The sequence below is a fragment of the Salipaludibacillus aurantiacus genome (genome assembly GCF_900111295.1).
Classification (GTDB): Bacteria; Bacillota; Bacilli; order Bacillales; family Salisediminibacteriaceae; genus Salipaludibacillus; species Salipaludibacillus aurantiacus.
In genome coordinates, this window is record NZ_FOGT01000010.1 from 15,553 (window position 1) to 39,246 (window position 23,694).

Sequence of the window (23,694 nt, forward strand, 5' to 3'; positions counted from 1 at the left end):
TTGGATAAGCAAATATTTATATAATATTAAATAAATATTATATGGATATTTTTTGGATATTAATCTACGGAAGGATTGTCCCAACATGAAAAAGTTTCTTAATCAGCATAGGTTTATGTTGTTTTGTCTGGGGGTCCTTTGGTTTAAAACATTTATAGTATCGACGCTTACTTTTAATTTAACAATAAATCAGTTTTTAGAAGCTTTAGTTTTTCTGTTAAACCCTTTAGCGTTCTTATTAATTGTTTTCAGTCTGGGTTTACTCTTAAAACCAAAGATCCAAAGGCCCTATTATTTTATTATCAGTACGCTCCTGACCATTGTGCTTTATTCGAACGCGGTTTATTACCGCGAATTTACAGATATTATTACTTTACCGATGCTTGTAATGAGCGGCAATGCAGGGGACTTGAGTACGAGTGTGTTTGAGCTTATTCAATGGTATGATATTTTCTTTTTTCTCGATCTCATTGTTATAGGATATATATTAGCTAAAAAGCCTGCCTTTTTCACAGTCAATAAGGTTCTGTTCAGGCAAAGCAGGTCAAAATACGCCGTTTTGGCTGTAGTAGTTGGAACGATTGTGGTAGCCGGACAGATCGATACAACAGATCACAGAACCCACTCTTTTAACAGGGACAATGTGATTAAAAGTCTCGGTATATATAATTTTTATATTTATGACGCTTATCTTCATTTAACAACTAGTTCCCAGACAGTTTTTGCAGATAAAGAAGACTGGGAGACTATTAATGATCATCTGGATATGTACTCGGTTGAACCAAACCGTGAACTGCACGGCGCAGCTGAAGGAATGAATGTTGTAGTCATTTCCCTTGAATCAGTAGAAAGTTTCGTCATTAACGAAACAGTTAACGGAGAGGAAATTACGCCATTTTTAAATGAGCTGATTGAAGACAGTTTTTATTTCAGCGATGTTTATGATCAGACAGGACAGGGTAAAACATCTGATACGGAATTTATGGTAAACAATTCCCTTTATCCTCTCGGAAGAGGGGCTGTCTTTCATACTCATGATGAAAACGTTCTGACGCCTCTGCCGGGTGCGCTGCAGGATAGAGGGTACTTTACAGCGTCATTCCATGCTAATGATGAGACGTTTTATAACAGGAACATCACTTACGATATTCTTGGTTATGACCATTTTTACCATATCGACTACTTTGACGTGACAGAGGATAATTCAGTCGGCTGGGGCTTGAAAGACATAGATTTTGTTGAACAGTCCATGCCTTATCTGAAAGAAATGGATCAGCCTTTTTACAGTACATTTCTGACATTAACGAATCATTTTCCTTATGAGCTTGATCCAGAGGACCATTACATCGAGCCTTATGATTCTGAAAGTGATATAGTCAGCCGGTACTTTCCCACTGTCCGTTATACAGATGAAGCGATACGGGTTCTCTTTGAAGAAATGAAAGAAGCGGACCTTTATGAAAATACGATGTTCGTTCTTTACGGAGACCATTATGGAATCGCTGACAGCCATTATGATGATCTGTCTGAGTATCTCGGTTATGAAGTGACCGACGACGAAGCGGTTAAACTTGACAGGGTTCCGGTAATTATCCATGTCCCTGGAATGGAAGAAGAAGCTTTTACAGCTGATACAGTCGGAGGCCACATCGATATTATGCCGACCGTATTAAATTTATTAGGCATGCCGGAAGACGATCATGTCATGTTTGGAAGGGACCTTCTTTCAAAAGAGCGGGATGACTTTGCAGTACAAAGGGACGGCAGTGTGATTACAGATGAGTTTATTTATACTAGTGAAACATGTTTTGATGCAGACAATGGAGATATTCTCCCTCTCGAAAAATGTATGGAAGCAGTGAATCGTGGAGAATGGGAACTATATTATTCCGACAAAATTATCTACAGTGACCTCTTACGTTTTCACGAATAATTGCATTTTAGATATGAAGTGTAGTTTTCAGGCGCTAGTGAATTAAATCGTTCATTAGCGCTTTTTTTTCCAAACCTGTACATTTTTTATTCATTTGTGTCATAAAGTATGGTAATATTATATAATTAAACTTGTTAAAATCATCCGAATATTTAATTAATTTACAAAAAAGCAGGAGGTGAACGATCATGGTCAGACATTCAAGTCCATTTTCAGGAAGATATTTACGTTATGTGCTTTCAATCTTATTTTTTGCTATTCTCGCCCCGCTCATTTTATGGCAATGGAGTCCGTTGTACAGTGTGTTGAGCTTATTGGCAGCCGCGGCGTTGACTGTCGGTTATGATTCTGTAACCCGCCAGATTGCTTTAAACAAAGCTGAAGGGATGGTTAATGAAAAAAGCAGTCTCATCGTCCATGCTGTAAAAATTGCCAGCGACAGGAAAGGTTATCTAGTCATAACTGATAACTTTGTTCTCTTTGTTCCTTTATGGAAAAAGAAAATCAAAACGGTTCTGGAAACTTCTCAAATCGTCAGGTATGAGTTTGAAAGACAGACGGTCGAGATAACTGCTAAATTTCCAAATAAACACCGAACCTTTCAGTTTTGCATAGGCTCTCTCGAGAGAGTAAAGCAGGAACTTGAAGAAAAAAGCGGAAAATCTTTACCTTACAAATACGATAAAATGAGTAAAAGTGAAGGGGTTTAAAGGAAAGCACCGCCCGCTTACTAGCTTGGTAAGCGGGCGGTGCTTTTTAATGTACGTCCTGCCGGCACAATCATGAGCAACTGCATGCTGTATCCGCAGCTCTAATGCAGGCGCTACAGAGGGAAGGTCCAAAAGCGTTCAGTAATCATACGGTCGCGCACGGTTTCATCTTCTTCGAGAAATTGTTTTTTCATCGTGTCGATAACGCCTGATGTCTGGGAGGCATGTGCCTCAATAACTTTCATTTTCTGGTCGGCAAAATCCGAGACATCATGTACGATATCCGGCTCGCCTATGATATCTTCACATCCTTGGGCAAAAGCAATCGCGTGTATTTTAGGGCGTTCTCCTTCAGGGAGCCTTTTAACCGCCTGAATTACTGCTGCCCCTGTGGCATCATGGTCAGGGTGAACGGCATAGCCGGGATAAAAAGTAATGATAAGAGAGGGGTTTACTTCTTCAATCACATCAAATAACCTGCTTTGAAGTGCTTCCTGATCAGCAAACTCCACCGTTTTGTCCCTCATCCCAAAACGTCGTAAATCTTCCACCCCGAGCAGGCGGCAAGCTTCGGTAAGTTCCCGTTTACGGATTTCAGGGAGCGTTTCCCGATTAGCGATTAAAGGCCTTCCCATATTTCTTCCCATTTCTCCTAAAGTCAGGCAGACATATGTCACTGGTGTGCCGGCTCGGGTATGAGAAAGGATTGTACCGGCAACTCCAAAGGCTTCATCGTCTGGATGGGGAAAAATAACGAGTACATGGTTTTCCATCCGATCACATCCTTTTAAATTTAATTCTGTTTATTTTGGGAACGGCTTTTCACTCAGTTCTAAAGCTATAGCCAGTTTTCCGTCGGCGTCATGGCCGGCGAGTAATACCCTGTCCATTTCATCTGTTTCCCATTCAGTCAGTCCTTCTGCATACAGCCAGCCCAGCTCCGTTTCAAGCCCTATTCTGTAAGGGCCCTTCCCGGTAATCTTTCCTTGTAAGAAGTTGAGCTGAGCATTTCTGATAAATGCTCCTGCGGAGAAGAAAGACTGATTTTTATGAGAGGCATACGCCCCGTTTGTTGTCTCCAGATGAATATATAAAGACGTACCAGCCAGTTCTGTTAATTTCTCCTGAACGAGCTGCGGGTCAATTGGTTTCATCTTTTCTTCCTCCTCGTTATCCTGATTAAGTTTCTCTATTCTATCATACTAGAAGAGTTTCTAATTTTCCTTTTAAGAACCTTGCTACTTCATTCATGCCGTATATTCCTGCCTTTTCCTGGGCTTGAGGGTTATAATTTGTATTCGTATTTACATCATATGTGAAAGTTTGGCCTTTTGAGTCGGTAATTTGCTCAATGCCAGCAAAAGTAATGCCATTTGCCTTTAAAAAAGCTTCATACTTTTTAATTAGCGGACTTGAAAAACCCTCAATAATTTCAAATTTTGGCCTCGTTGTTTCGGCGGCAGGTTCCGGGCTGTCAGCCGGGCAGAACTGTTCCTGAATATCGCACGCTTCAGCCGGGCACAGTTCGAAACCTTCTGACGTGTCGACCTTTACAGCATATAAAAATTTCCCTCCGACAAACTCACAGCGGATAATAGAGTTGTCGGGAGCCTCAATGTATTGCTGGAGCAGCATAATGCCGTCAACAGGCTGTTCAATAGTTCCGGCCTCAACAGCATTCTTTAATGCTTCCGGAGAGTCAAACTTATGGACACCAAGCCCTTTCCCGGCTCGGTTATGCTTAGTAATAAAAGGAGTTCCGAAATTTTCAGCGGCCTTGATCAGCTGGCTGTTTCCCAGGACAGCAGTTGTTTTTGGAACAGGGATGTCAAACGCTTTTAAAGCTTCGTACTGCGCTGTTTTACTTAACTCAAGGTTGAGTGCCTGAGAATTGTTATAAACAGGGCGGTTGTGGCTTTCAAGCCAGGTTAGAACGGTATGGGTCAGTTCCGGGGCGTAACGGTGTCCGCGTGAGTGGGAAGAAGCGCTCATCCGGTTGTAATAAATGCCTTCCGGCGGAGCTTCATCCAAAGGCACCGTCCCCTCGCTTAAATGCCAGTCCTCAAAAGGCACGCCTTCTTCTTCTAATGCTTCTAGAAGCGGCTTTGTCCATTCATCATTTTCATGGAGAATATATATTTTCACATGTGTCATCCTTTCTTTACAGGGAGGTTGTCGAACGACGGAGTCTTATTCTTTATTTTAGCAGGTCAATGAAAGTGTGCAAATAAATCCAATCGGATTACTATAAAATGTAAATGCTAAGGCAGCAGAAATTTAAAGTTGGACAAATAAGGACAATTGCTGTTTTTCCTGTGTGTGCCATTGTCCATAAAGGGAAGGAGACGTATAATAGACAGCATAAATATGTAGATTAGTGAACAATACGAACAGGCAGGAGGAAAAGACAATGACTAAAGGAATTATCAGCTTAGGGGAAGCCTTAATAGACTTTATCCCTCTCGATGACAATAATGACACGTTTCAGAAAAGCCCGGGCGGAGCACCCGCCAATGTGGCAGTAGGCCTTGCCAGACTGGATGCTAAAACCTCTTTTTTAGGTAAAGTAGGAGATGACGTATTGGGCCGCTTTTTAAAAGACACACTGGACAGTTATGGGGTAGATACCTCAAATATGCTGTTTACAAAGGATACGCGAACAGGCGTCGTTTTTGTCACTCTTGGTGAAGGAGGAGAACGAAGCTTTGAATTTTATATTGACCCAAGCGCCGACAGGTTTTTAGAAGAAGCCGAGGTGGACGAGTCTTTATTTGACAGTCACAACCTTCTTCATTTCGGTTCTATAAGCCTTATTAGTGAACCGGCAAAGTCGGCTACAAAAAAAGCCGTCAAAACAGCAAGGGAGAAGGGATTGATTGTTTCCTATGATCCTAACCTCCGTTTAGGGTTATGGAGGAGTGAAGACCAGGCAAGAGAGGAAATCCGAAGCATGCTCGGAGAAGCGGATGTTCTTAAAATCTCAGAGGAAGAGCTTGAATTTATCACAGGCGAATCAGACATTGAAAAAGGTGTAGCGAAACTTGATGAATTTCACATTCCGTTAATCTTTATTACTTTAGGGGCGGAAGGGAGCTATATCTTTTTAAACGGCCAGGAGCCTGTTAAAGTGGAAGCAATGAAAGTGAAAGCTGTCGACACGACAGGTGCGGGCGACGCCTTTGTATCAGGCATTCTTTACCAGCTTCATCTGCTGGAAAAACCTCTTAAAGAGCTGACTGCTGAAGAGATAAAAGAGATGGCCCGGTTTGCTTCTGTGTCAGGAGGACTGGCGGCATCCACTAAAGGAGCGATGACCGCTCTGCCGACACTGGATGAAGTAAAAACAAAAATGAGTGAGTACTAATTACAAAAATTAAAGGAGTTTAATATTTCATGACTGAGAGAGAAAAGGAACTGCATCAGCGTGCATATACAGAAGTTAAAAAACATCAGGAGCGGGTGAATGCGGACCCTTACAGACAGTCTTTTCATCTGATGCCTCCGGCAGGTCTGCTGAACGACCCGAACGGCTGGATCCAATGGAAAGGGGTCTACCATCTTTTTTATCAATGGAATCCCTTTGCCTGCGCACACGGGGCTAAATTCTGGGGCCACTTTTCCTCCGCCGACATGGTGAAGTGGAAAGAAGAACCCGTGGCGCTCGCCCCAAGTGAGTGGTTTGAAAAGAATGGATGCTATTCAGGGAGTGCTGTAGATCAAGATGGTGAACTCGCACTTATTTACACAGGGAATGTAAAAGATGAAGAAGGCAACAGGGAATCTTACCAATGTATGGCCACTTCTTCAGACGGAGTGACCTTTGAAAAGAAAGGCCCTGTCATAGATGAGCTGCCTGCCGGTTATACGGCGCATTTCCGTGACCCTAAAGTGTGGAAACATAACGGCAGCTGGTACCTTGTAATCGGCGCACAAACGACAGACGAGCAGGGGCAGGCCTTATTGTATAAATCCGGCGACCTTAAAAACTGGACGTTTGAAGGGCCGATAGCGGGTTCACATATCGGCGGCCTTGAAGAGTTCGGCTTTATGTGGGAATGCCCGGATCTGTTTCACCTGGATGGTAAAGATGTGCTTGTCGTTTCTCCGCAAGGCTTGGAGCAGGAAAGCATTTATTATCAGAACACCTATCAGGCGGGTTACTTTATTGGGGAAATGGACTATGAGACGCCTGCCTTTCACCATGGAGATTTTTTTGAACTGGATAAAGGGTTTGAATTTTATGCGCCTCAGACAGCGGTTGATGATAAAGGGCGCAGAATTCTTACTGCCTGGATGGGCGTTCCCGAGCAGGATGAAGAGTATCATCCAACCATTGAACACGGATGGATTCACTGTCTGACAGTTCCGCGGCAATTATCTGTAAAGGGAAGCACAGTCATTCAACAGCCGGTTGAAGAACTTAAAGAACTGCGGGAAAAGCATGTAGAGCACAAAAAAGCAGAGATTGGACCGGAGCCTGTCCAGCTGGAAAACGTAAGCGGTAAATCCGTGGAGCTTTCTATTAACGGCCTGGAAGGTATTGAAGGTATTTTTGAAACCATTTTCCGTGGAGAAGCAAGGCTTGTTTACAATAAAGAAGAGCGTCTTCTCACACTGGAGAGAAAGAATATGAAAACCCGGTTAACTGAACAGCGCCATGCGAGGGTAGAAAATTTAAGAGATCTGCAGATTTATATGGACGCTTCTTCTCTTGAGGTGTTTATCAACGGAGGAGAAACCGTCATGACCTCCAGATTTTTCCCGGAGGATGATGATGAATCCATTTTATTGAAAAGCTCAGAAAAAACCTCTTTTACAGTTGAAAAATGGAATCTGCAGGCAATTAACAAATAGAAGTTAATAGAGAGGCTGGGTGAAACTTAGCCTATCGTCCATTATATAACTCTACTCTATTCTTACGGTGAACGAAGGCGATAACACCCAGAGGATAAGCGAAGTTTGAAAACCCACTTTCCCGAAGCCGCCTTCGGGAAAGTCAGGTGAAGTAAGCCACTTCCTGTTAACGGGATAATGCTTTTTCAATGGCTTCTTTAATACGAAGGCTGTCAAACGGCTTAACTATAAAGTCGATGGCCCCTTTTTGAATAGCATCAACAACCATCGACTGCTGCCCCATGGCAGAGCACATGATGACTTTAGCCTCCGGGTCAATATGCTTAATTTTTTCAAGCGCCTCAATACCATTCATTTCAGGCATTGTAATATCCATAGTTACAAGATCAGGCCGGTGCTCATGGTACAGGTCGACTGCCTGTTGGCCATTCTCGGCTTCACCTGCGACTTCATACCCTGCATCAGTCACCATCTTCTTAAGCGTCATTCTCATAAAAGCGGCGTCATCAGTAATTAATAGTTTTGCCATCCATTTTACCTCCTTTAAATTTATGAAACGGTAATAATAATTATGGTTTTATAAATAGATTGCCTTTGTAATTTTGATACAATCGTCTCGTTACTAAAGTCCTTTATATTATGCCATAATTTGGTACGTTAAATGAAGAGGGTGTTTAGGGTGTACTTAAAAAAACTCGTGTATCTTTTTGAAAAGCACAGGAACACCGGACAGGCAGAGCCAATGGCTGGGCGCTTCGCGAGTATTCAAAAACAAACCCCCGGTCAGTTGCCTCTTTCATAGATAATGAGAAGCTTGAACCGCTCAGTAAAAGGGAAGGGATGAAGCATATAAACCGCCAAAAGAAACAGGAGAGGTGACTTGCATGAACCCTTTAAAAAATGACTGGAAAGAAGTCCTGGATGAAGAGTTTAATAAAACCTATTATCTGGAACTCCGCGAATTTTTGAAAAAAGAATATACTTATGAAACCGTTTATCCACCAATGGATGACATTTATAATGCCCTTCACTGCATACCTTATGAAGATGTAAAAGCGGTAATCATTGGACAGGACCCCTACCACGGAGCCGGCCAGGCTCATGGCCTCAGTTTCTCTGTTCAGCCCGGCGTAAAAGTCCCGCCTTCACTTAAAAATATATATAAGGAGCTTCATGAGGATTTAGGCCACCCTGTTCCTGAGCATGGCTTTCTGCAGAAATGGGCGGAAGAAGGCGTATTACTGTTGAACAATGTACTGACTGTAAGAGCGGGGAAGCCCCAGTCGCACAAGGGACAAGGCTGGGAAAAGCTGACTGATAAGGTTATTAAGAAGCTTAATGAAAGAGAGCAGCCTGTCGTGTTCATCCTCTGGGGGAAGCATGCTCAAGTGAAAGGTGAACTCGTTACCAACAGCCATCACTGTATTATCCAGTCGCCCCACCCCAGTCCTTTCTCAGCGCGAAGAGGTTTTATTGGCAGCAGGCCGTTTTCGCGGACGAATGAATTTCTAAGAAAGACCGGCCAGACCGAAGTAGATTGGCAATTGCCGGTTACAGTTGAATAATAATAGTCAAATTAGGAGGCAAACCTGATGGAAAATCTACAATCAACCATAACGTTAAACAACGGTGTCCGTATGCCCTTGGTCGGGCTGGGAGTTTATAAGGCGGAAGACGGTGAAGAGGTGGTCGATGCCGTCAAAACGGCCCTTGAATCCGGATACAGAAGCATTGATACAGCAGCTTTCTATTTTAATGAAGAAGGTGTCGGGAAGGCTATAGCAGAGTCAGGGATTTCCCGCGATGAAATCTTTTTAACTACTAAAGTATGGAATGACGATCACGGATACGATAAAACTCTTGCTGCTTTTGAAGAGAGCAGGCGGAAACTGGGAGTGGAAACAATAGATTTATATTTAATCCACTGGCCGGTCACCGGCAAGTTCAAAGAGACGTGGCGGGCGCTTGAAAAACTTTATCATGAAGGCAAAGTCCGTGCGATTGGTGTAAGCAACTTTTTAGTTCACCATCTGGAGGACCTGCTCGAGGAGGCAGAGGTCGTGCCTGCTGTGAATCAGATAGAGTACCATCCATGGCTTACCCAGCCTGAACTGCATGAGTACTGTAAAGATAAAGGGATACAGCTTGAAGCCTGGAGCCCGTTAACCAGAGGGAGAAAATTTGATGATCCCCGGCTTATGAAGCTCGCTGAAAAGTACGGCAAAACACCTGCTCAGATTTTATTGCGCTGGGATTTGCAAAACGGAGTAGTTACTATTCCTAAGTCTGTTACCCCTTCACGAATTAAACAAAATACCGAGCTGTTCGATTTTGAGCTGACGGGAGAAGAATTGGCCGTTTTAAATAACTGCAATGAGGGTTTGAGGTTCGGACCTCACCCTGATACGTTTGTTTAAATCTGTTAAAGGAGTGAGAGGATACAATGGCTAAAAAATCAATCGGTTTTATTGGCACAGGCGTTATGGGAACAAGCATGGTCCGTCATCTGATGAAAGGGGGCCATCATGTAGCTGTTTATAACCGTACAAAACGGAAAGCGGATGACCTGATCAAAGAAGGCGCCCAATGGTGTGCATCCCCAGCACAGCTTGCAAGAGAATCTGAAGTCATACTGACAATTGTAGGCTATCCGCATGACGTTGAGGAATTGTATTTTGGCAAAGACGGCATACTGGCAAATGCCGGTCAGGGGACATATGTGGTGGATATGACGACTTCAAAACCTGCACTCGCCCAACAGCTCTATAACGAAGCAAAGAAATATGGCATTTACGCCCTGGATGCCCCTGTTTCAGGAGGCGATACTGGGGCCAGGGAAGCAAAACTTGCAATCATGGCAGGGGGAGACGAACCCGTTTTCAAAGAGCTTCTTCCCGTGTTAGAGCTTATGGGAGAAAATATCCGCCTTCAAGGAGATGCTGGAGCAGGCCAGTATACAAAAATGGCTAACCAAATTGCTATTGCCAGTACGATGATGGGTGTTAGCGAAGCGCTTGCTTACGCAAAGAAAGCTGGTCTTGATCAGGAAAATGTCCTGCAGACAATTGAAACCGGGGCGGCAGGAAGCTTTTCATTGTCCAAGCTGGGACCTAGAATGATTGCAGGCGACTTTGCTCCGGGCTTTTATATTAAACATTTTATAAAAGATATGGCCATTGCGATCGAGTCAGCTGATGAACTGGGGCTTAAAACTCCCGGTCTTGTAGTGGCAAAAAAACTCTACCAGGAGCTGGCTGAAAAAGGAGAAGAAAATTCTGGTACTCAGGCACTATATAAATACTATATGGAAAACTCTTGAAAACAGAGGCCCATTAAGGAAAAGAGTTCCTTTTATGGGTCTTTTTTAATGTTTCATAATTGTTAAATTACTATTAATTCCCCTTTACAAACATGTTAAACCCTTATATGATGGTCAAATGAAATTATAAAATTTGTATATGTCGAATTTTTGCGAAAAATGTCGTATTTTAGCACATGTTACTCATGCGATGCTTTATAATGATAGATAGAGAAAGTTAATAAGGGGATTTAATTATGTTTCGTACACTGCGATCCAAACTGCTGTTATTTTTCATACTGATTGCTTTTGTGCCAATGACAGCAGTTGGTGTGATCAGTTATACAAGCCAGAAACAGGAGATGACACAAAGTGTGGAGCGCTCTTTGGCGATTCAAAGCTACAGTGTCAATCTTGAAATGAAGCGTTTTATGGAAGAGAGGCTTGCTGATGCAGCCTTCCTGGCACAAAACCCGGTCTTAATGGATCCTGAGAGTTCCACTTTGGATATCAGAGATCAATTATATTCTTTTATGGGTGTACATGACCTTTACGTCGATATAATTTTACTGGATGAAAATGGGATTGTCGTTTCAGACACGGAAACGGAAGTGCTTAATCAGGATTTGAGTGAAAGAGAATGGTACCAGGAAGCGCTTAATGGGCATACAGTCGTTTCTGATCTTTATGTGTCTCCGCTTCTGGACAAACCGGTGATGGTAGTTGCCTCACCGATATATAATATGAACCAGGAAATTATCGGAGTTGTTTCACCGACTTTTGACGTAGAAACACTTTACAGCCAGCTCGGTGATTATACAGAAGAGCAGCAGGAGGCTGGATGGGGAGGTTATACCTTCCTTTTAAACAGTGAAGGAGAGGTTGCTTTTCATCCGGACCCGGAAAAAGTATTAAATGTCAACTACTTTCAGGAAAAACAAATTTCCGAAAACCATATTGAAAAGAAAATTGAAGACGGGGAACTGGCCAGTGTGGTGGACGGGGAAGTCCACTATTTTAACAGGATTGATCCGTTCCCAGGGTTTGTACATGACTGGTACGTAGGCGTTTCTGTAGAGGAAGACGAATTATATTCGCCATTAAACAGCCTTCTCATCAGGTACCTGATATTTTTCAGTCTTGTTTTTCCTGTTCTCACGTATGCGGTGTACCGCCTGTCTGATTTTCTGGTACGGCCGGTCAGTCAGCTTGTTGAGTCGACAAAACGTGTGGCAGCAGGGAATCGGGATAGCCAGGAATATGTTTATGCTTACGAGGAAGTAAACGATTTAAACACTACATTTGACGAAATGACCCGTCAGCTGGAAGAACGGGAAAGCTCCCATAAAAAGGCCGCTCTTGTTCTTGAGACAACGGACAACGGGGTCTTTGCTTTCGACCGAAAGACAAAGCGGATCACCGTATTTAACCGGATGTGTGAAGAGATGTTCAGCCAGGATAAAAATGATGTAATCGGTATGGAGCTTGATGAGTTGATCGGCCAGTCTCCGGCTTTTAAGTCTGTAGTGGAGAGCAGCGGGCTGCTTGAATTAAAAGATGAAGAGCAGGTGCGTTCCGAATATGAAATAGAATGCAAGTGCGGCGGACAGGAGCGGACTTTGTTTCTGAGTCTTTCGACACTTCCGACTCCTGAAGATGAAACGGTAGAGGATGAAATGCTTGTCGTCTTTTATGATTTAACAGAAAAAAGAAAGATGGAAAGAGAGCTGATCCGTTCAGAGAAGCTTAAAGTAGTTGGAGAAATGTCGGCCGGCTTCGCCCACGAAATTAAAAACCCGTTAACGACAATTAAAGGATTTATCCAGCTGTTTTACGAGCAGAACGGCCACGTGAAGGAAAATTACTATCAGTTAGTTATAGAAGAAATTGACCGTGTGAATAATATTATGAATGACCTTTTAAACATTGCTAATCCAAATCCGGAAGAGAAAAAGGCTGAAATTAATATCGACCAAATGCTCGAAGATATATTGGCTCTTTATTCGTCTCATATTTATAAAAACCATATTGATTTGGAAACGTTCTTCCACGGATCGCTTCCAGTAGTGGAAATGGATGCGAATAAGTTAAAGCAAGTATTCATTAATCTGATCCAAAACGGCATAGAAGCTATGCCCGACGGAGGGAGGATGAATATCCGCACCACGGTGGAAGATGAAACTGACAATAGTTCCCATGTGATCATTCAGGTAGAAGACACAGGTGTGGGAATGGATAAAGAAACGATAGAAAAACTCGGGACGCCATTTTTCACCACTAAAAAAACCGGAACAGGCTTAGGGCTCACAACGAGTTACAGGGTGATCGAAGAGGTAGATGGCGCTCTGAATGTGTCATCTGAACAAGGGAAAGGGACAGCCTTTACTATTTACCTGCCTGCAAAGCCAGCGGTAAAAGGAAGCAGAACATCGGCGGATAAGGCAGAAAAATAAGCACGCTGCAGAACCGGACGCTCATATGATATGAGGCCGGTTTTTTTGTGTCCGGAAGTTAACTCTGGTAAAGGATCAGGCATGAAGAAATGTAAAACTATTTATTTTTTTCAACCATTTTATTCTCCAGCGGGGCCTGCAGAATCGTTTCTATTTCGAGCCTTTTCATGGTACATTGGCAGTACAGAAAATTATGGGAAGAGGTGATCAGATTGAAAAAAGCTGCAGTAGCCGGAGCTACAGGATTGGTGGGAAGACATGTAGTCAAAGAGCTCATTAACAGCCGTAAATATGATGAAATTCACATTCTGACCCGGAGGAAAACCCCTTTTTTCAAACATCCGCTTGTCCGGGAACATATTGTATCCTTTGAGGAACTTGAAGGAATTGGACCTGTCTTTAAAGAAATAAATGATATCTTTGTGGCTCTTGGAACTACTATGAAACAGGCTAAATCTCATGAAGAATTTATAAAGGTGGATTACACCTATCCTCTCAAAATAGCGGAACTGGCTAAAGAATACGGTGCGGACACTTTTACGGTCGTCAGTGCTACAGGGGCAAACCGGGAATCCCGTTTTTTCTATAACCGTGTTAAAGGAACTCTTGAGGAGGCGCTCATAACCCTCAAGCTGCCTTCTTTACATATTTTCCGCCCATCGCTTCTTCTCGGCGAAAGATATGAGTTCCGTGCAGGAGAGAAATCCGCCGAGTGGCTCAGTAAACCGTTATCAGTCTTTATGAAAGGCCCGCTGGATAAGTATAAGCCTGTAAAAGGTTCATACGTGGCGGCATCCATGTACGCTGTTGCACAAAAAGAAAGCCGTGGGCTTCACATTTATGAATCACCTTTAATCCGTCGTTTAGGAAAAGTGCTTAAAAATTAGGCGCTGTTAGGGAAAACTGTGGGTGTTAATAACCTGCTCCCGTCCTGCGGGGTCTCTAATCTGCCCCGTTCTTCCGCGGGAGTCTCGCGGAATTTAAAAAATCTGCACTTATCAAAGCCATAGACGGCAAATACTTTTACAAAAGGGGTTATTTTATGAGTAACAGGTACAGTGAGGTATGGAATCTGGATACAATTTTTCCCGGGGGAAGCGGCTCAAAAAAATTCAAGGCGCATCTGGAAGAGCTGGAAACTGAATTGACTGCTTTTCAGGCAGAAATGGACCGTACGCAGGAAGAGGAGAATGAGGACGTGGACCTCTGGGCAGATTATGTGAACCGGGCACAGGAGGTCGGCAAGAAAGCTAGAGAAGCAAGTGCATTTATCAGCTGTCTGACTGCACAGGATGTGACCGACGACCTGGCCAGACTGTTAGGAGGAAAAACGAAACAGCTCGCCTCGAAATACGCTTCGGTCATGACGACGATTGATGAACAGCTTCTCGCCTTTAACAGCGAGCAATGGGGAGCATTTACGGCAAGGGATGATATGAATCAAATCCTTTTTAATTTAAATGAACGCCGCGAAAACGCGAAAGACAAACTGCCGGGAGATAAGGAAAAGCTTATTCAAAGTCTGTCGGTGGATGGCTACCATGCGTGGGGTGAGATGTATAATACCATTGTCGGACGTATGAAAGTCGAAATAGAAGAAAATGGAGAAACAAAGGCTCTTTCAGTGGGCCAGGCGTCCAATAAACTTTCGGATAAAAGCAGAGAGAAGCGCAAGCATGTTTTTGACCGGTATGAAAAGGCCTGGGCACAAGAGTCTGATTTGTTTGCAAGCACGCTGAATCACCTGGCAGGGTTCAGGCTGGAAACTTACGGCGCCCGCGGATGGGACGATGTCTTAAAGGAGCCGCTGCAGATTAACCGTATGAAAAAAGAAACGCTGGAAGTTATGTGGCAGACAATCTCAGAAAACAAAGAAGCGTTTGTTAAATATATGAACCGTAAAGCTGAACTTCTTGGAATAGAACGTCTGGCGATGTATGATATCAGTGCCCCGCTTTCTGAAAACGTATCAGAAGTGAGTTACGATGATGCAGCTGATATGATTGTCAGCCAGTTTAATAAGTTCAGCCCCAAAATGGCTGAGTTTGCACAAAAAGCATTCGATGAGGAATGGATTGAAGCGGAAAGCAGAGAAGGGAAGCGCCCTGGCGGTTTCTGCACCAGTTTTCCGATGAGTGAACAGTCGCGGATTTTTATGACATATGACGGCTCTGCTTCTAATGTCGCAACACTCGCTCACGAACTTGGCCATGCCTATCACCAGTATGTCATGAACGATCTTCCGCAAATTTCCCAGCGTTATGCGATGAACGTGGCAGAAACAGCTTCCACCTTTGCAGAAATGATCGTGGCTGATGCGACAGTTAAAGCAGCCAAAACAGAAGAAGAAAAAATCCAGCTTCTGGATGACAAACTGAACCGCAGTGTCGCATTTTTTATGAATATCCATTCCCGTTTTCTGTTTGAAACGCGTTTTTACGACGAGCGTAAAAACGGCCCGATCAGCAAAGAGCGTCTGAATGAACTGATGGTTGAAGCTCAGAAGGAAGCTTACTGTGAATCTTTGAGTGACTATTCACCAAGTTTCTGGGCTTCAAAACTCCATTTTCATATTACCGGGGTCCCGTTTTATAATTTCCCTTATACTTTCGGCTATTTGTTCAGCATGGGAATCTATGCGAAAGCATCAGAAGAGGGAGCGGCGTTTGAAGAGAAATACATCGACCTTTTGCGTGACACCGGCCGTCTCGAAGTGGAAGAACTGGCAATCAAACATTTGAATGTGGATCTGACAAAACCAGAATTCTGGCAGAAAGCGATCGATTTCCTGAAGCAGGACCTCGATACATTTATGGAATTAACCAGGAAATAAGTAATCAGTGGAGGGAAGACTATGGAGATTCCTGCAAAGCTTGTTCTTCGAAAGATGGAAGAGGAACTGGCTAAATTAAAGCACGCAGTGAATGAATCCGGTAAATCAGATGACTACCGCCAATACGCCCAGGCGCTTAAAACCTACTGCGATTTGATCCTTGATTCAGAGGAACGTGCAGCAGAACAGCCATCAGGTGATGTCCGCCAGCCTTCAGCTGCAGACATTAAAATGATGATGGGCGATATGGAAGAAGACCGTCCGGCTGCTAAAACCGGAAATAAAAAGAAACAGACGATTTATGACAAGAGCGATGAACCGGAAAGCGACAGCCTGTTTGATTTTTAAAATTAACGGTCATAACAAAATCAAAATAAAAAAGTGCGTTCCTTATGGAGCGCACTTTTTAACTGGCTGAAAATCCACGTCATGAGAACAGGTCACACTTGTGTTATAGAAGGATTCTGCCATTCGACTATCACAGCATAGTTGAGAGATTCATGATCTTCCACATACCCAGGCATCACCTGTAAAGGGCTGAGGCCTTGAGTGAGCATGAATGACAGCACGAGATCAGTTAATTCTCCCGACGTGACTTTATTGACATATTCCACCGGAGACATCTGGTCGGCGTATTTGTGAAAGCCCGGGATTCGGCAGCCGGCAATATACCGTGAAAGCTCTAACTCCTGTACAAGCTGTTTTCTCGCTTCGTAAAGAGCCTTGGCGACGCCTTTCCCCCGGAAAGCAGGACGTACACAAACATCAATACCGTAAAGTGTATCCCCCCCTGGATCATGAGTGTTTTTGATAAACCCATTATCAGCTACTTCTTCCCATGTATGAAGCGACCCGTCATAGCGGGTGATTAATGACGTGGCCGATCCTGCCGGCTGGCCATCGAACCTGGCGAGCATCGCCCCCCGTGGGAACGTTTCTGAGTGCGCAGTAATATGCTCTTTACTCCACCATAATTCTTCCGGAAAAGGGGGAGGGAAGGCTTCTTTTTGTATAGTTAAAAGCTCGTTAAAATCATCTATAGTGTATGGATGAACCGTTATTTTTTCAGACATGTTTCATCGGTCCTTTCATATGGTATAGCCTGATTATAGAAGATAGAGCCGCTGTACGGCAAAGGATTAAGTACATAATTTTTAAATGAAAAATGCAAGCTAAACGTATCTGGAAAAGGGAGGAATGACAACATGATAAACGGTATACCAGGTTTGCCGATCTTCTTTGGCTATATCGGCGAAAATGAGGACGCTTATGCGAAGCTTTATGAAGCTCAATATGAAATGTTTGTAAATGGAGACTATGTAGGAGACCATACGCTATATGCGGAAAAAGAAGAAGCGACAGATATAGCAGACTTTTTAGAAGCTCAGGGCTTCAGTCATATTGAAATAGATGTGGAAGGAGATCATATTCTGATTAACTGCCAAACTGAAAAAGATGCTGAACGGGTTGAAGAAGCTGTAAAGGTCTTTCTGCACAACCGTTAATAATAGGGCGAATAAAAGAGGGACTGGCTCAGTTTAAGAAGCAAGTCCCTTTGTTTGTCCACACTTGAAGCAAAACGCAGTTCCTAGCACTTGCTAAACCGAGAAACTGCCGTTTTATTACATTTAAAAGGATGTCATTTAAATTCTGAAGTCCTATTTGCATATGCTTACCAACATTATTGAAGCTGCTCAGCATTAATTCGTAAAGCAGCTGATCCAAACGGAGAATCGACAGTGGCAGTAAAATCAGTGGCTGGACAAGGAAACGTAACAGGCGTACCAAAAACTGAGACAGTTATATCTTCTTCTCCAAATCTAATTAGCTGGGCTTCAAAAGCCACTACTGGCTGCGGTAAGTCCTGACCGTCTACAGCTGTTATTTCAACTGTTACTGCACATGCTCCGAAAACAAGACCCACATGAATCCCTCCTTTCTCTTTAAGTAATATTTAATTTATGCAGGATTACAGAAAATGCTTGTTTCATGACCTAGTAAAGAATACTAGTGAATAAGTTAGAAAGTTAACCATTTTTAACTATTATGACTTTAAAAATTAGAAGTAGTTTAATAAAAATAAAGGGGTTAAGAAGCAAGTCCCTTTTCTGGTTGTTGGGCATATGGTATGTTATGGGAGTGATATGTGGTCATTGAACTGAAAGGAGAAAACAATGAAATTATTTTTGCTGCTTGGAAGTTTAAATGCCTTCTTGTTTGTTGCTATTGGAGCATTTGGTGCTCATGCACTTAAGGAGCGTCTCGAAACAGGAGGGTACCTGGAAACGTTCCAGACCGGTGTACAGTACCATATGATTCATGCGCTCGCCCTGATTGCTGTAGCCATTCTATCAAGATATCTGTCAGCGACCGGGCTTGTCCACGGGGCAGGCTGGGCATTTGTTGCGGGAATTATTTTATTCTCAGGAAGCTTATATGCCTTAAGCTTAACCGGAATCCGTGTACTTGGAGCTATAACCCCAATCGGAGGCGTGGCCTTTCTGGCAGGCTGGGCCCTTCTGTTTGCTGCTGCGTGGATGGAATAATAACAGCTGAATGTATTACCAGACAGGTTTTCGTCATAAATGAAAGCCTGTTTTTTTATATTCTGAAATTGGTTGGAAGGCTTCGCCTTGCGTTTTGTTAAAGCCAGCAGGTGTTTATATAAGTTGACTATTGATTTTAATTAAACAAAATTATAAAATGTTTGTATAAAAATAAACGAAAAGGAGTTTTGTTTATGTTAGCGGATGAGAGGTTTTGGCAATCGTCAGTTGAAGAGCTCACAAAGGGCTTCACATATGACAGCCACGAAGAAGCATATATCTGTCTTATTTGCAATGAACGTTTTCAGGACGGGGTAGTTTATAAGAGGGAAGAAAGACTGTATGAAGCCAGGAAAGCCATTCACCTTCACATTTCCGATGACCACCAGTCTGTCGTAGATTCACTCTTATCCATGGATAAAAAATATACCGGCCTCTCCGATCATCAAAAGGAACTGCTTCATTTTTTCAAACAAGGGATGACAGACAGAGAAATAGTCAGTGCTCAAAAGGGAGGGAGCACTTCTACCATCCGCAACCACCGTTTCAAACTGAAAGAGAAAGAAAAGCAGGCAAAAGTGTTTCTCGCCATTATGAATGGATTAAGGCAGGAGCAGAAAGAAAGTAAAGATGATTTAGTTGAAATCCATAAGGGGGCGAAAATGGTGGATGAGCGCTACGCAGTGACTGTAGAAGAAAGGGATAAAGTACTGAAGACTTATTTTAAAGAAGGGCTAAACGGACCGCTTGCCTCTTTTCCGAGCAAGGAAAAGAGAAAGATCATTGTCCTCCAGCATTTGCTTCAACGATTTGACCCAGCAAAAATTTATTCAGAGAAAAGTGTTAACGAGATCCTTAAATCCATCTATTCTGATTTTGCAACTTTAAGACGCTACTTTATCGAATACGGATTTATGGAACGCAGCTTAGACTGCTCGGAATACTGGGTGAAAAAATAAAAATCAAACCTGCTGCAGAACCGCAGCAGGTTTATTTCATGGGTATTATAGACGTTATGTTTGAAAGATAGCGTAAGGAAACAGCCGTCTCCTTACCTCGGCGCATAAGCAGCCATCTGCTGCTGAGCTCCGTCAAACGGATAATCGTATTCGATTTCTTCGTCAAAGGTCACATAATCAAGGTTGACCATCAGGAGGAGGTAGCGTTTGTCTGTCTGAGGATCGCTGATAATAATGTGATCCCTTCCTGCTGCTTCAATAACTCCTTTGAATATTTTTGCATTCCATCTATCATTATTTTCAAACGTCATGTAAAACGTTCCGACTTTCCCGCGGTTAAGACGGAGAATATTTTCAATATACGACATTTCAATTGGGAGCATCCCTGGGACTTGTAAAAAAGGTGAAAATGGCTGCTGGGCCTGCTGAACAAACTGTGGAGGGGGCGGCATTGGTGTCCCGGGCATAAATGGTGAGAACTGCTGCTGGCCTGCCTGGAAACCACCAAACTGCTGTCCTGTGTGCTGCATAGACGGATAGCCGCTATATTGCTGGCCCATCTGACCCATCGATGGATAGCCCCCGTGCTGCTGGCTCATCTGATGCATCGATGGATAGCCCCCATGCTGCTGACCGCTTCCCATAGAGAAAGCCCCTGCCTGCTGCGGGCCACCTGCAGGACCATAAGCCCTTTGCTGCTGATCGCCTTCAGAGCTGTCGTAATTCTTGTCATCGTATCCTGAATACGGAAAATCTTGTTGTGAATACATTCCACCACTCCTTTAATAAACTGTATAAACTGAAGGACATTCACTTGCAAGTGGAGAGTAAAAACAATGCAATTTAAACCTGCCCGAGTTCCATTGCCCCCACCATTGCGCAGGACACGGACCATCCGGCCGGAAAAACCATAAATCAAATTCACCTGGCACAAAGCGTTCGCCCGCAACCAGCCTCCTTGCAAGTCGCCTGTCACGTTCCCTTGCCCGCTGATAAAAATAACCTTTCTGGGTCGCCTCAAATCCCCCAGGTGACTGGAAAACCATTCTGGGAACGGTATTAATATCGACGAAGTCAAGGCATCTGGCTCTCACCCGGTTAACCATAACATTTCCGGCGCTCAACATGCCCTGCTCGCCTTCTCCTTCAGCTTCTGCTCGCATTAGCCTCGCCAGTAAGTCAATATCCGAATCTCTCGCTTTAATTACAGCCAACCCCACACCTCCTTTAGCCGGGTCCACGAATAAAGTTGTTTCCAGACTTTCAGGGCAGCCCCCACTCATACTAATCCCATTGTATGAACCCGCCTAAGCCCCTATGACAAAAACCAAATTTAGTTTGAAGGAGCATTAGTAAGCGAAAGCGGCGCAGTAGATTTGGCAAGGTAGGTGCAACGGGTGTAGCACTCTTTACCTGCGACGAGCAAGCCGAAGCGGCGCAGGAGCACTCTTTACCTGCGACGAGCAAGCCTGAAGCGGCGCAGGAGCGCCAACACATGTATCAGGAAGAAAACAGGAGGAAAAGAGAGCTGTAAGGAGGTAAAAGAGGGTTTGAAAGAGTTGGTGCAACAGGTGTAGCACCAACACATGTATCAGGAAGAAAACAGGAGGAAAAGAGAGCTGTAAGGAGGTAAAAGAGGGTTTGAAAGAGTTGGTGCAACAGGTGTAGCACCAACACATGTATCAGGAAGAAAACAGGAGGAAAAGAGAGCTGTAAGGAGGTAAAAGAGGGTTTGAAAGAGTTGGTGCAACAGGTGTAGCACCAACACATGTATCAGGAAGAAAACAGGAGGAAAAGAGAGCTGTAAGAAGGTAAAAGAGGGTTTGGAAGGGTTGGTGCAACAGATGTAGCACCAACAAACGTATCAGGATGAAAACAGGAGAAAAAGAGAGCTTGAAAGAGGTAAAAGAGGGTTTGAAAGAGTTGGTGCAACGGGTGTAGCACCAACAAACGTATCAGGATGAAAACAGGAGAAAAAGAGAGCTTGAAAGAGGTAAAAGAGGGTTTGGCAAGGTAGGTGCAACGGGTGTAGCACCAACAAACGTATCAGGAAGAAAACAGGAGGAAAAGAGAGCTGTAAGGAGGTAAAAAAGGGTTTGAAAGAGTTGGTGCAACGGGTGTATCACTCTTCACCTGCGACGAGCAAGCCGAAGCGGCGCAGGAGCACTCTTTACCTGCGACGAGCAAGCGAAAGCGGCGCAGGAGCACCAACAAACGTAGCAGGACGAAACCAGGAGGAAAAGAGAGCTGTAAGGAGGTAAAAGAGGGTTTGGCAAGGTAGGTGCCACCATAGCCCCGCCGCCATCGCCCTGCACAAAAAAACGTGAGGCAGCTATCAAGCGCCTCACGGAATTCAATCTTTAAACATATAAAAATTGTTTTACTTTTTCATCTTCAAGGTAGGTGCCTACATAGAAGGAGCCAAATTCGCCGTAGCGGGCGCTCACTTCATCGAAGCGCATTTCGTAAACGAGCTTTTTAAACTGCAGTACATCGTGGGCGAAGAGAGTCACGCCCCATTCCCAGTCGTCGAAGCCGACTGAGCCGGAGATAATCTGGCGGACTTTGCCGGCATAGCTGCGTCCGATCATTCCGTGGCTGCGCATCATTGTCTGGCGCTCTTCCATTGGAAGCATGTACCAGTTGTCGTTGCCTTGGCGGCGTTTATCCATTGGATAGAAGCAGACATACTGCCACTTCGGCAGGATCGGTTTCAGACGAGCCTGTATTTCCGGGTCTTGGTCCGGGTCTTTGTCTGCAGGGAGATAATTACTTAACTCCACTACCGAGACATAAGAATAAGTCGGAACTGTAAATTCAGCGAGGCGGGTTTTATTAAACGCGCTCTCAATCTCAATGAGCTCGTCCATTGTCGGACGCAGAAGCATGATCATTAAATCAGCTTTTTGGCCTAAAATCGAATAGAGGCCGTGGCTGCCTTCAAATTTCGATTGTGTTTTGTCCCATTTTTCAAGTAAATTCATAAATTCAGCAATAATTGATTCTCTCTCATCGGAAGAAATCTTTTTCCATTCAGCCCAGTTCATTTTACGGAAATCATGGAGCACATACCATCCGTCCAGTGTCTTAGCCGGTTCTGCCATTTAAATCAACTCCTGTTCATGTTCAATAATTAAAGGTTTCCACAATTATTATAGTGTATGTAACGTTATTGCACATCTCCCATTATACAAGCCGCTGGAGAAAAAACCAAACAGCATGCCCGATGTTTGGCATGCTGCTGGGATGAATGTCAGGATGCGATTTTCAAAATATGGTTTCAGGTTCTGGCCCTCTCTGTCTTTAGAGCACCGCGCCCAGAAGGTGCAAGGCTGAAGTGCTGATTTTATCCTTTAGCCCGGTTCAGGAACGCCATGACTGCCTGAAGGTGGGCTTCAGATTTTCCAGCGGCCCGCTGGCCTTCTACTTCAGCATATAAAACATCACGCAGTGAGCTGTCCATTCCTGCTTTCATATTTTTCTTCATCCAGCCATAGGCGGGGTGGGGGGCCTGCTTGAGTGCCTGTACAAACTGTGCAGGATCACCGATCTGATTAATGAGACCAATCTTCAAAGCTTCTTCAGGGCTTATAGACCCGCCCAGCCCCAATTCGATTGCTTTTCCCATGCCTACAAGACGCGGCAAAAAGTAGGAAGCTCCTGCGTCTGGTGTGAGCCCGATATGCAGAAAGCTGAGCGCGATTTTTGCATCGGAAGAAGCGAAACGGAAATCACAGGCGAGTGCGAGACTGAGGCCGGCTCCGACAGCTGTTCCGTTCATGTAGGCGAGTGTTGGTTTATCGATTTCGTCGATCAGCAGTAAAAGCTGATTGTAAGTGCGTTCCAGGTACTCACCGTGGTCAAATGTTTCCATTTCCTTCACGGGGATGCTCTTTAAATCGGCTCCGCTTGAGAAGGCTCCTTCTGTTCCTGTAAGCACGATCACTTGAACGTCATTGTCTCTCCGCGCTTCCTGGAACGCCTCATATAAGTCTTTATGCATCTCTTCATTAATTGCATTTTTCACTTCCGGGCGGTTCATCATAATCGTTGCTATGCCGTCTTTTACGTCGTACTTTACAGTCTTCATGGCGATCCCTCCGTTATT

General features: G+C 43.9%; 25 protein-coding genes and 1 pseudogene. 16 read left to right on the top strand and 10 right to left on the bottom strand.

Translation table 11 applies throughout. The features are described from left to right. Positions 1 to 85 precede the first annotated feature (85 nt). Together BMW59_RS12955 and BMW59_RS12960 are read left to right on the top strand one after the other, a co-directional pair. Positions 86 to 1,933 (top strand): LTA synthase family protein, encoded by a 1,848-nt coding sequence (locus BMW59_RS12955; RefSeq protein ID WP_093052840.1) that lies wholly within the window; start codon positions 86 to 88, stop codon positions 1,931 to 1,933. 188 nt (positions 1,934 to 2,121) lie between these two features. Further along, entirely contained in the window at positions 2,122 to 2,643 is a 522-nt protein-coding gene (locus BMW59_RS12960; RefSeq protein WP_093052843.1) for a hypothetical protein, read from the top strand. Between the two features lie 113 nt (positions 2,644 to 2,756). Here BMW59_RS12960 and bshB2 read toward each other — a convergent pair whose 3' ends face one another. Genes bshB2 through BMW59_RS12975 form a run of 3 tightly spaced genes read right to left on the bottom strand, consistent with a single transcriptional unit; the run spans position 2,757 to position 4,788 of the window. Beyond that, positions 2,757 to 3,416, bottom strand: a complete 660-nt coding sequence (gene bshB2 / locus BMW59_RS12965; RefSeq protein WP_093052846.1) for a bacillithiol biosynthesis deacetylase BshB2 — start codon at positions 3,414 to 3,416, stop codon at positions 2,757 to 2,759. Between the two features lie 30 nt (positions 3,417 to 3,446). Further along, entirely contained in the window at positions 3,447 to 3,797 is a 351-nt protein-coding gene (locus BMW59_RS12970; protein ID WP_093052849.1) for a YojF family protein, read from the bottom strand. 43 nt (positions 3,798 to 3,840) lie between these two features. After that, positions 3,841 to 4,788: an ATP-grasp domain-containing protein gene (locus BMW59_RS12975; RefSeq protein WP_425441276.1), complete on the bottom strand. Its 948-nt coding sequence runs from the start codon at positions 4,786 to 4,788 to the stop codon at positions 3,841 to 3,843. A gap of 265 nt (positions 4,789 to 5,053) precedes the next feature. On the opposite strand from BMW59_RS12975, the gene BMW59_RS12980 reads away from it, so the two are divergent. Together BMW59_RS12980 and BMW59_RS12985 are read left to right on the top strand one after the other, a co-directional pair. Beyond that, positions 5,054 to 6,007: an aminoimidazole riboside kinase gene (locus tag BMW59_RS12980; protein ID WP_093052855.1), complete on the top strand. Its 954-nt coding sequence runs from the start codon at positions 5,054 to 5,056 to the stop codon at positions 6,005 to 6,007. A 29-nt stretch (positions 6,008 to 6,036) separates the two neighbouring features. Then, positions 6,037 to 7,497, top strand: a complete 1,461-nt coding sequence (locus BMW59_RS12985) for a glycoside hydrolase family 32 protein (RefSeq protein ID WP_093052858.1) — start codon at positions 6,037 to 6,039, stop codon at positions 7,495 to 7,497. A gap of 166 nt (positions 7,498 to 7,663) precedes the next feature. Here the strand turns inward: BMW59_RS12985 and BMW59_RS12990 are convergent, their stop codons facing one another. After that, on the bottom strand, positions 7,664 to 8,026 hold the full coding sequence (locus BMW59_RS12990) for a response regulator (RefSeq protein WP_093052861.1): 363 nt from the start codon (positions 8,024 to 8,026) through the stop codon (positions 7,664 to 7,666). A gap of 200 nt (positions 8,027 to 8,226) precedes the next feature. On the opposite strand from BMW59_RS12990, the pseudogene BMW59_RS12995 reads away from it, so the two are divergent. The 8 genes and pseudogenes from BMW59_RS12995 to BMW59_RS13030 form a co-directional block, all read left to right on the top strand. Further along, positions 8,227 to 8,376, top strand: a pseudogene (locus BMW59_RS12995) (DNA alkylation repair protein); the annotation flags it as partial. 5 nt (positions 8,377 to 8,381) lie between these two features. After that, positions 8,382 to 9,062 (top strand): uracil-DNA glycosylase, encoded by a 681-nt coding sequence (locus BMW59_RS13000; protein ID WP_093052864.1) that lies wholly within the window; start codon positions 8,382 to 8,384, stop codon positions 9,060 to 9,062. A gap of 27 nt (positions 9,063 to 9,089) precedes the next feature. Beyond that, positions 9,090 to 9,914: an aldo/keto reductase gene (locus BMW59_RS13005; protein WP_093052867.1), complete on the top strand. Its 825-nt coding sequence runs from the start codon at positions 9,090 to 9,092 to the stop codon at positions 9,912 to 9,914. A gap of 26 nt (positions 9,915 to 9,940) precedes the next feature. Beyond that, a complete protein-coding gene (locus BMW59_RS13010) occupies positions 9,941 to 10,816 on the top strand; it encodes an NAD(P)-dependent oxidoreductase (RefSeq protein ID WP_093052870.1) in 876 nt (291 codons plus the stop codon). Positions 10,817 to 11,052: 236 nt separating this feature from the next. Next, on the top strand, positions 11,053 to 13,248 hold the full coding sequence (locus tag BMW59_RS13015; RefSeq protein ID WP_093052873.1) for an ATP-binding protein: 2,196 nt from the start codon (positions 11,053 to 11,055) through the stop codon (positions 13,246 to 13,248). Positions 13,249 to 13,415: 167 nt separating this feature from the next. Beyond that, a complete protein-coding gene (locus BMW59_RS13020; protein ID WP_093052876.1) occupies positions 13,416 to 14,135 on the top strand; it encodes an NAD-dependent epimerase/dehydratase family protein in 720 nt (239 codons plus the stop codon). A 155-nt stretch (positions 14,136 to 14,290) separates the two neighbouring features. Continuing rightward, on the top strand, positions 14,291 to 16,081 hold the full coding sequence (locus tag BMW59_RS13025) for a M3 family oligoendopeptidase (protein ID WP_093052879.1): 1,791 nt from the start codon (positions 14,291 to 14,293) through the stop codon (positions 16,079 to 16,081). A gap of 21 nt (positions 16,082 to 16,102) precedes the next feature. Further along, the gene (locus BMW59_RS13030) at positions 16,103 to 16,429 is read left to right on the top strand and encodes a YwdI family protein (protein ID WP_093052882.1); all 327 of its coding nucleotides are present in this window, start codon (positions 16,103 to 16,105) and stop codon (positions 16,427 to 16,429) included. 92 nt (positions 16,430 to 16,521) lie between these two features. Here BMW59_RS13030 and BMW59_RS13035 read toward each other — a convergent pair whose 3' ends face one another. After that, a complete protein-coding gene (locus BMW59_RS13035) occupies positions 16,522 to 17,154 on the bottom strand; it encodes a GNAT family N-acetyltransferase (RefSeq protein ID WP_093052885.1) in 633 nt (210 codons plus the stop codon). 132 nt (positions 17,155 to 17,286) lie between these two features. Here BMW59_RS13035 and BMW59_RS13040 point away from each other — a divergent pair, with 132 nt between their 5' ends. Further along, on the top strand, positions 17,287 to 17,586 hold the full coding sequence (locus BMW59_RS13040) for a hypothetical protein (RefSeq protein WP_093052888.1): 300 nt from the start codon (positions 17,287 to 17,289) through the stop codon (positions 17,584 to 17,586). Positions 17,587 to 17,762: 176 nt separating this feature from the next. On the opposite strand, the gene BMW59_RS13045 is transcribed toward BMW59_RS13040, so the two are convergent. Then, entirely contained in the window at positions 17,763 to 18,005 is a 243-nt protein-coding gene (locus BMW59_RS13045) for a hypothetical protein (protein ID WP_093052891.1), read from the bottom strand. A 250-nt stretch (positions 18,006 to 18,255) separates the two neighbouring features. Here BMW59_RS13045 and BMW59_RS13050 point away from each other — a divergent pair, with 250 nt between their 5' ends. Then, a complete protein-coding gene (locus BMW59_RS13050; protein WP_093052893.1) occupies positions 18,256 to 18,627 on the top strand; it encodes a DUF423 domain-containing protein in 372 nt (123 codons plus the stop codon). A 194-nt stretch (positions 18,628 to 18,821) separates the two neighbouring features. Beyond that, entirely contained in the window at positions 18,822 to 19,586 is a 765-nt protein-coding gene (locus tag BMW59_RS13055) for a DUF2087 domain-containing protein (protein ID WP_093052896.1), read from the top strand. Between the two features lie 92 nt (positions 19,587 to 19,678). Here the strand turns inward: BMW59_RS13055 and gerQ are convergent, their stop codons facing one another. After that, the gene (gene gerQ, locus BMW59_RS13060; RefSeq protein ID WP_245733105.1) at positions 19,679 to 20,356 is read right to left on the bottom strand and encodes a spore coat protein GerQ; all 678 of its coding nucleotides are present in this window, start codon (positions 20,354 to 20,356) and stop codon (positions 19,679 to 19,681) included. A 12-nt stretch (positions 20,357 to 20,368) separates the two neighbouring features. Continuing rightward, a complete protein-coding gene (locus BMW59_RS13065) occupies positions 20,369 to 20,800 on the bottom strand; it encodes a cell wall hydrolase (RefSeq protein ID WP_093053237.1) in 432 nt (143 codons plus the stop codon). 882 nt (positions 20,801 to 21,682) lie between these two features. Between BMW59_RS13065 and BMW59_RS21775 the strand changes: the two genes are divergently transcribed. Further along, positions 21,683 to 21,847, top strand: coding sequence for a hypothetical protein (locus BMW59_RS21775; protein ID WP_177174334.1), 165 nt, complete (start codon positions 21,683 to 21,685; stop codon positions 21,845 to 21,847). A gap of 99 nt (positions 21,848 to 21,946) precedes the next feature. Here BMW59_RS21775 and hemQ read toward each other — a convergent pair whose 3' ends face one another. Together hemQ and BMW59_RS13075 are read right to left on the bottom strand one after the other, a co-directional pair. Next, positions 21,947 to 22,690 carry a hydrogen peroxide-dependent heme synthase gene (gene hemQ, locus BMW59_RS13070; RefSeq protein WP_093052899.1) on the bottom strand — a complete coding sequence of 248 codons (744 nt, stop codon included), beginning with the start codon at positions 22,688 to 22,690 and terminating at the stop codon, positions 21,947 to 21,949. A gap of 242 nt (positions 22,691 to 22,932) precedes the next feature. Next, on the bottom strand, positions 22,933 to 23,676 hold the full coding sequence (locus BMW59_RS13075; RefSeq protein WP_093052902.1) for an enoyl-CoA hydratase/isomerase family protein: 744 nt from the start codon (positions 23,674 to 23,676) through the stop codon (positions 22,933 to 22,935). Positions 23,677 to 23,694: the final 18 nt, after the last annotated feature.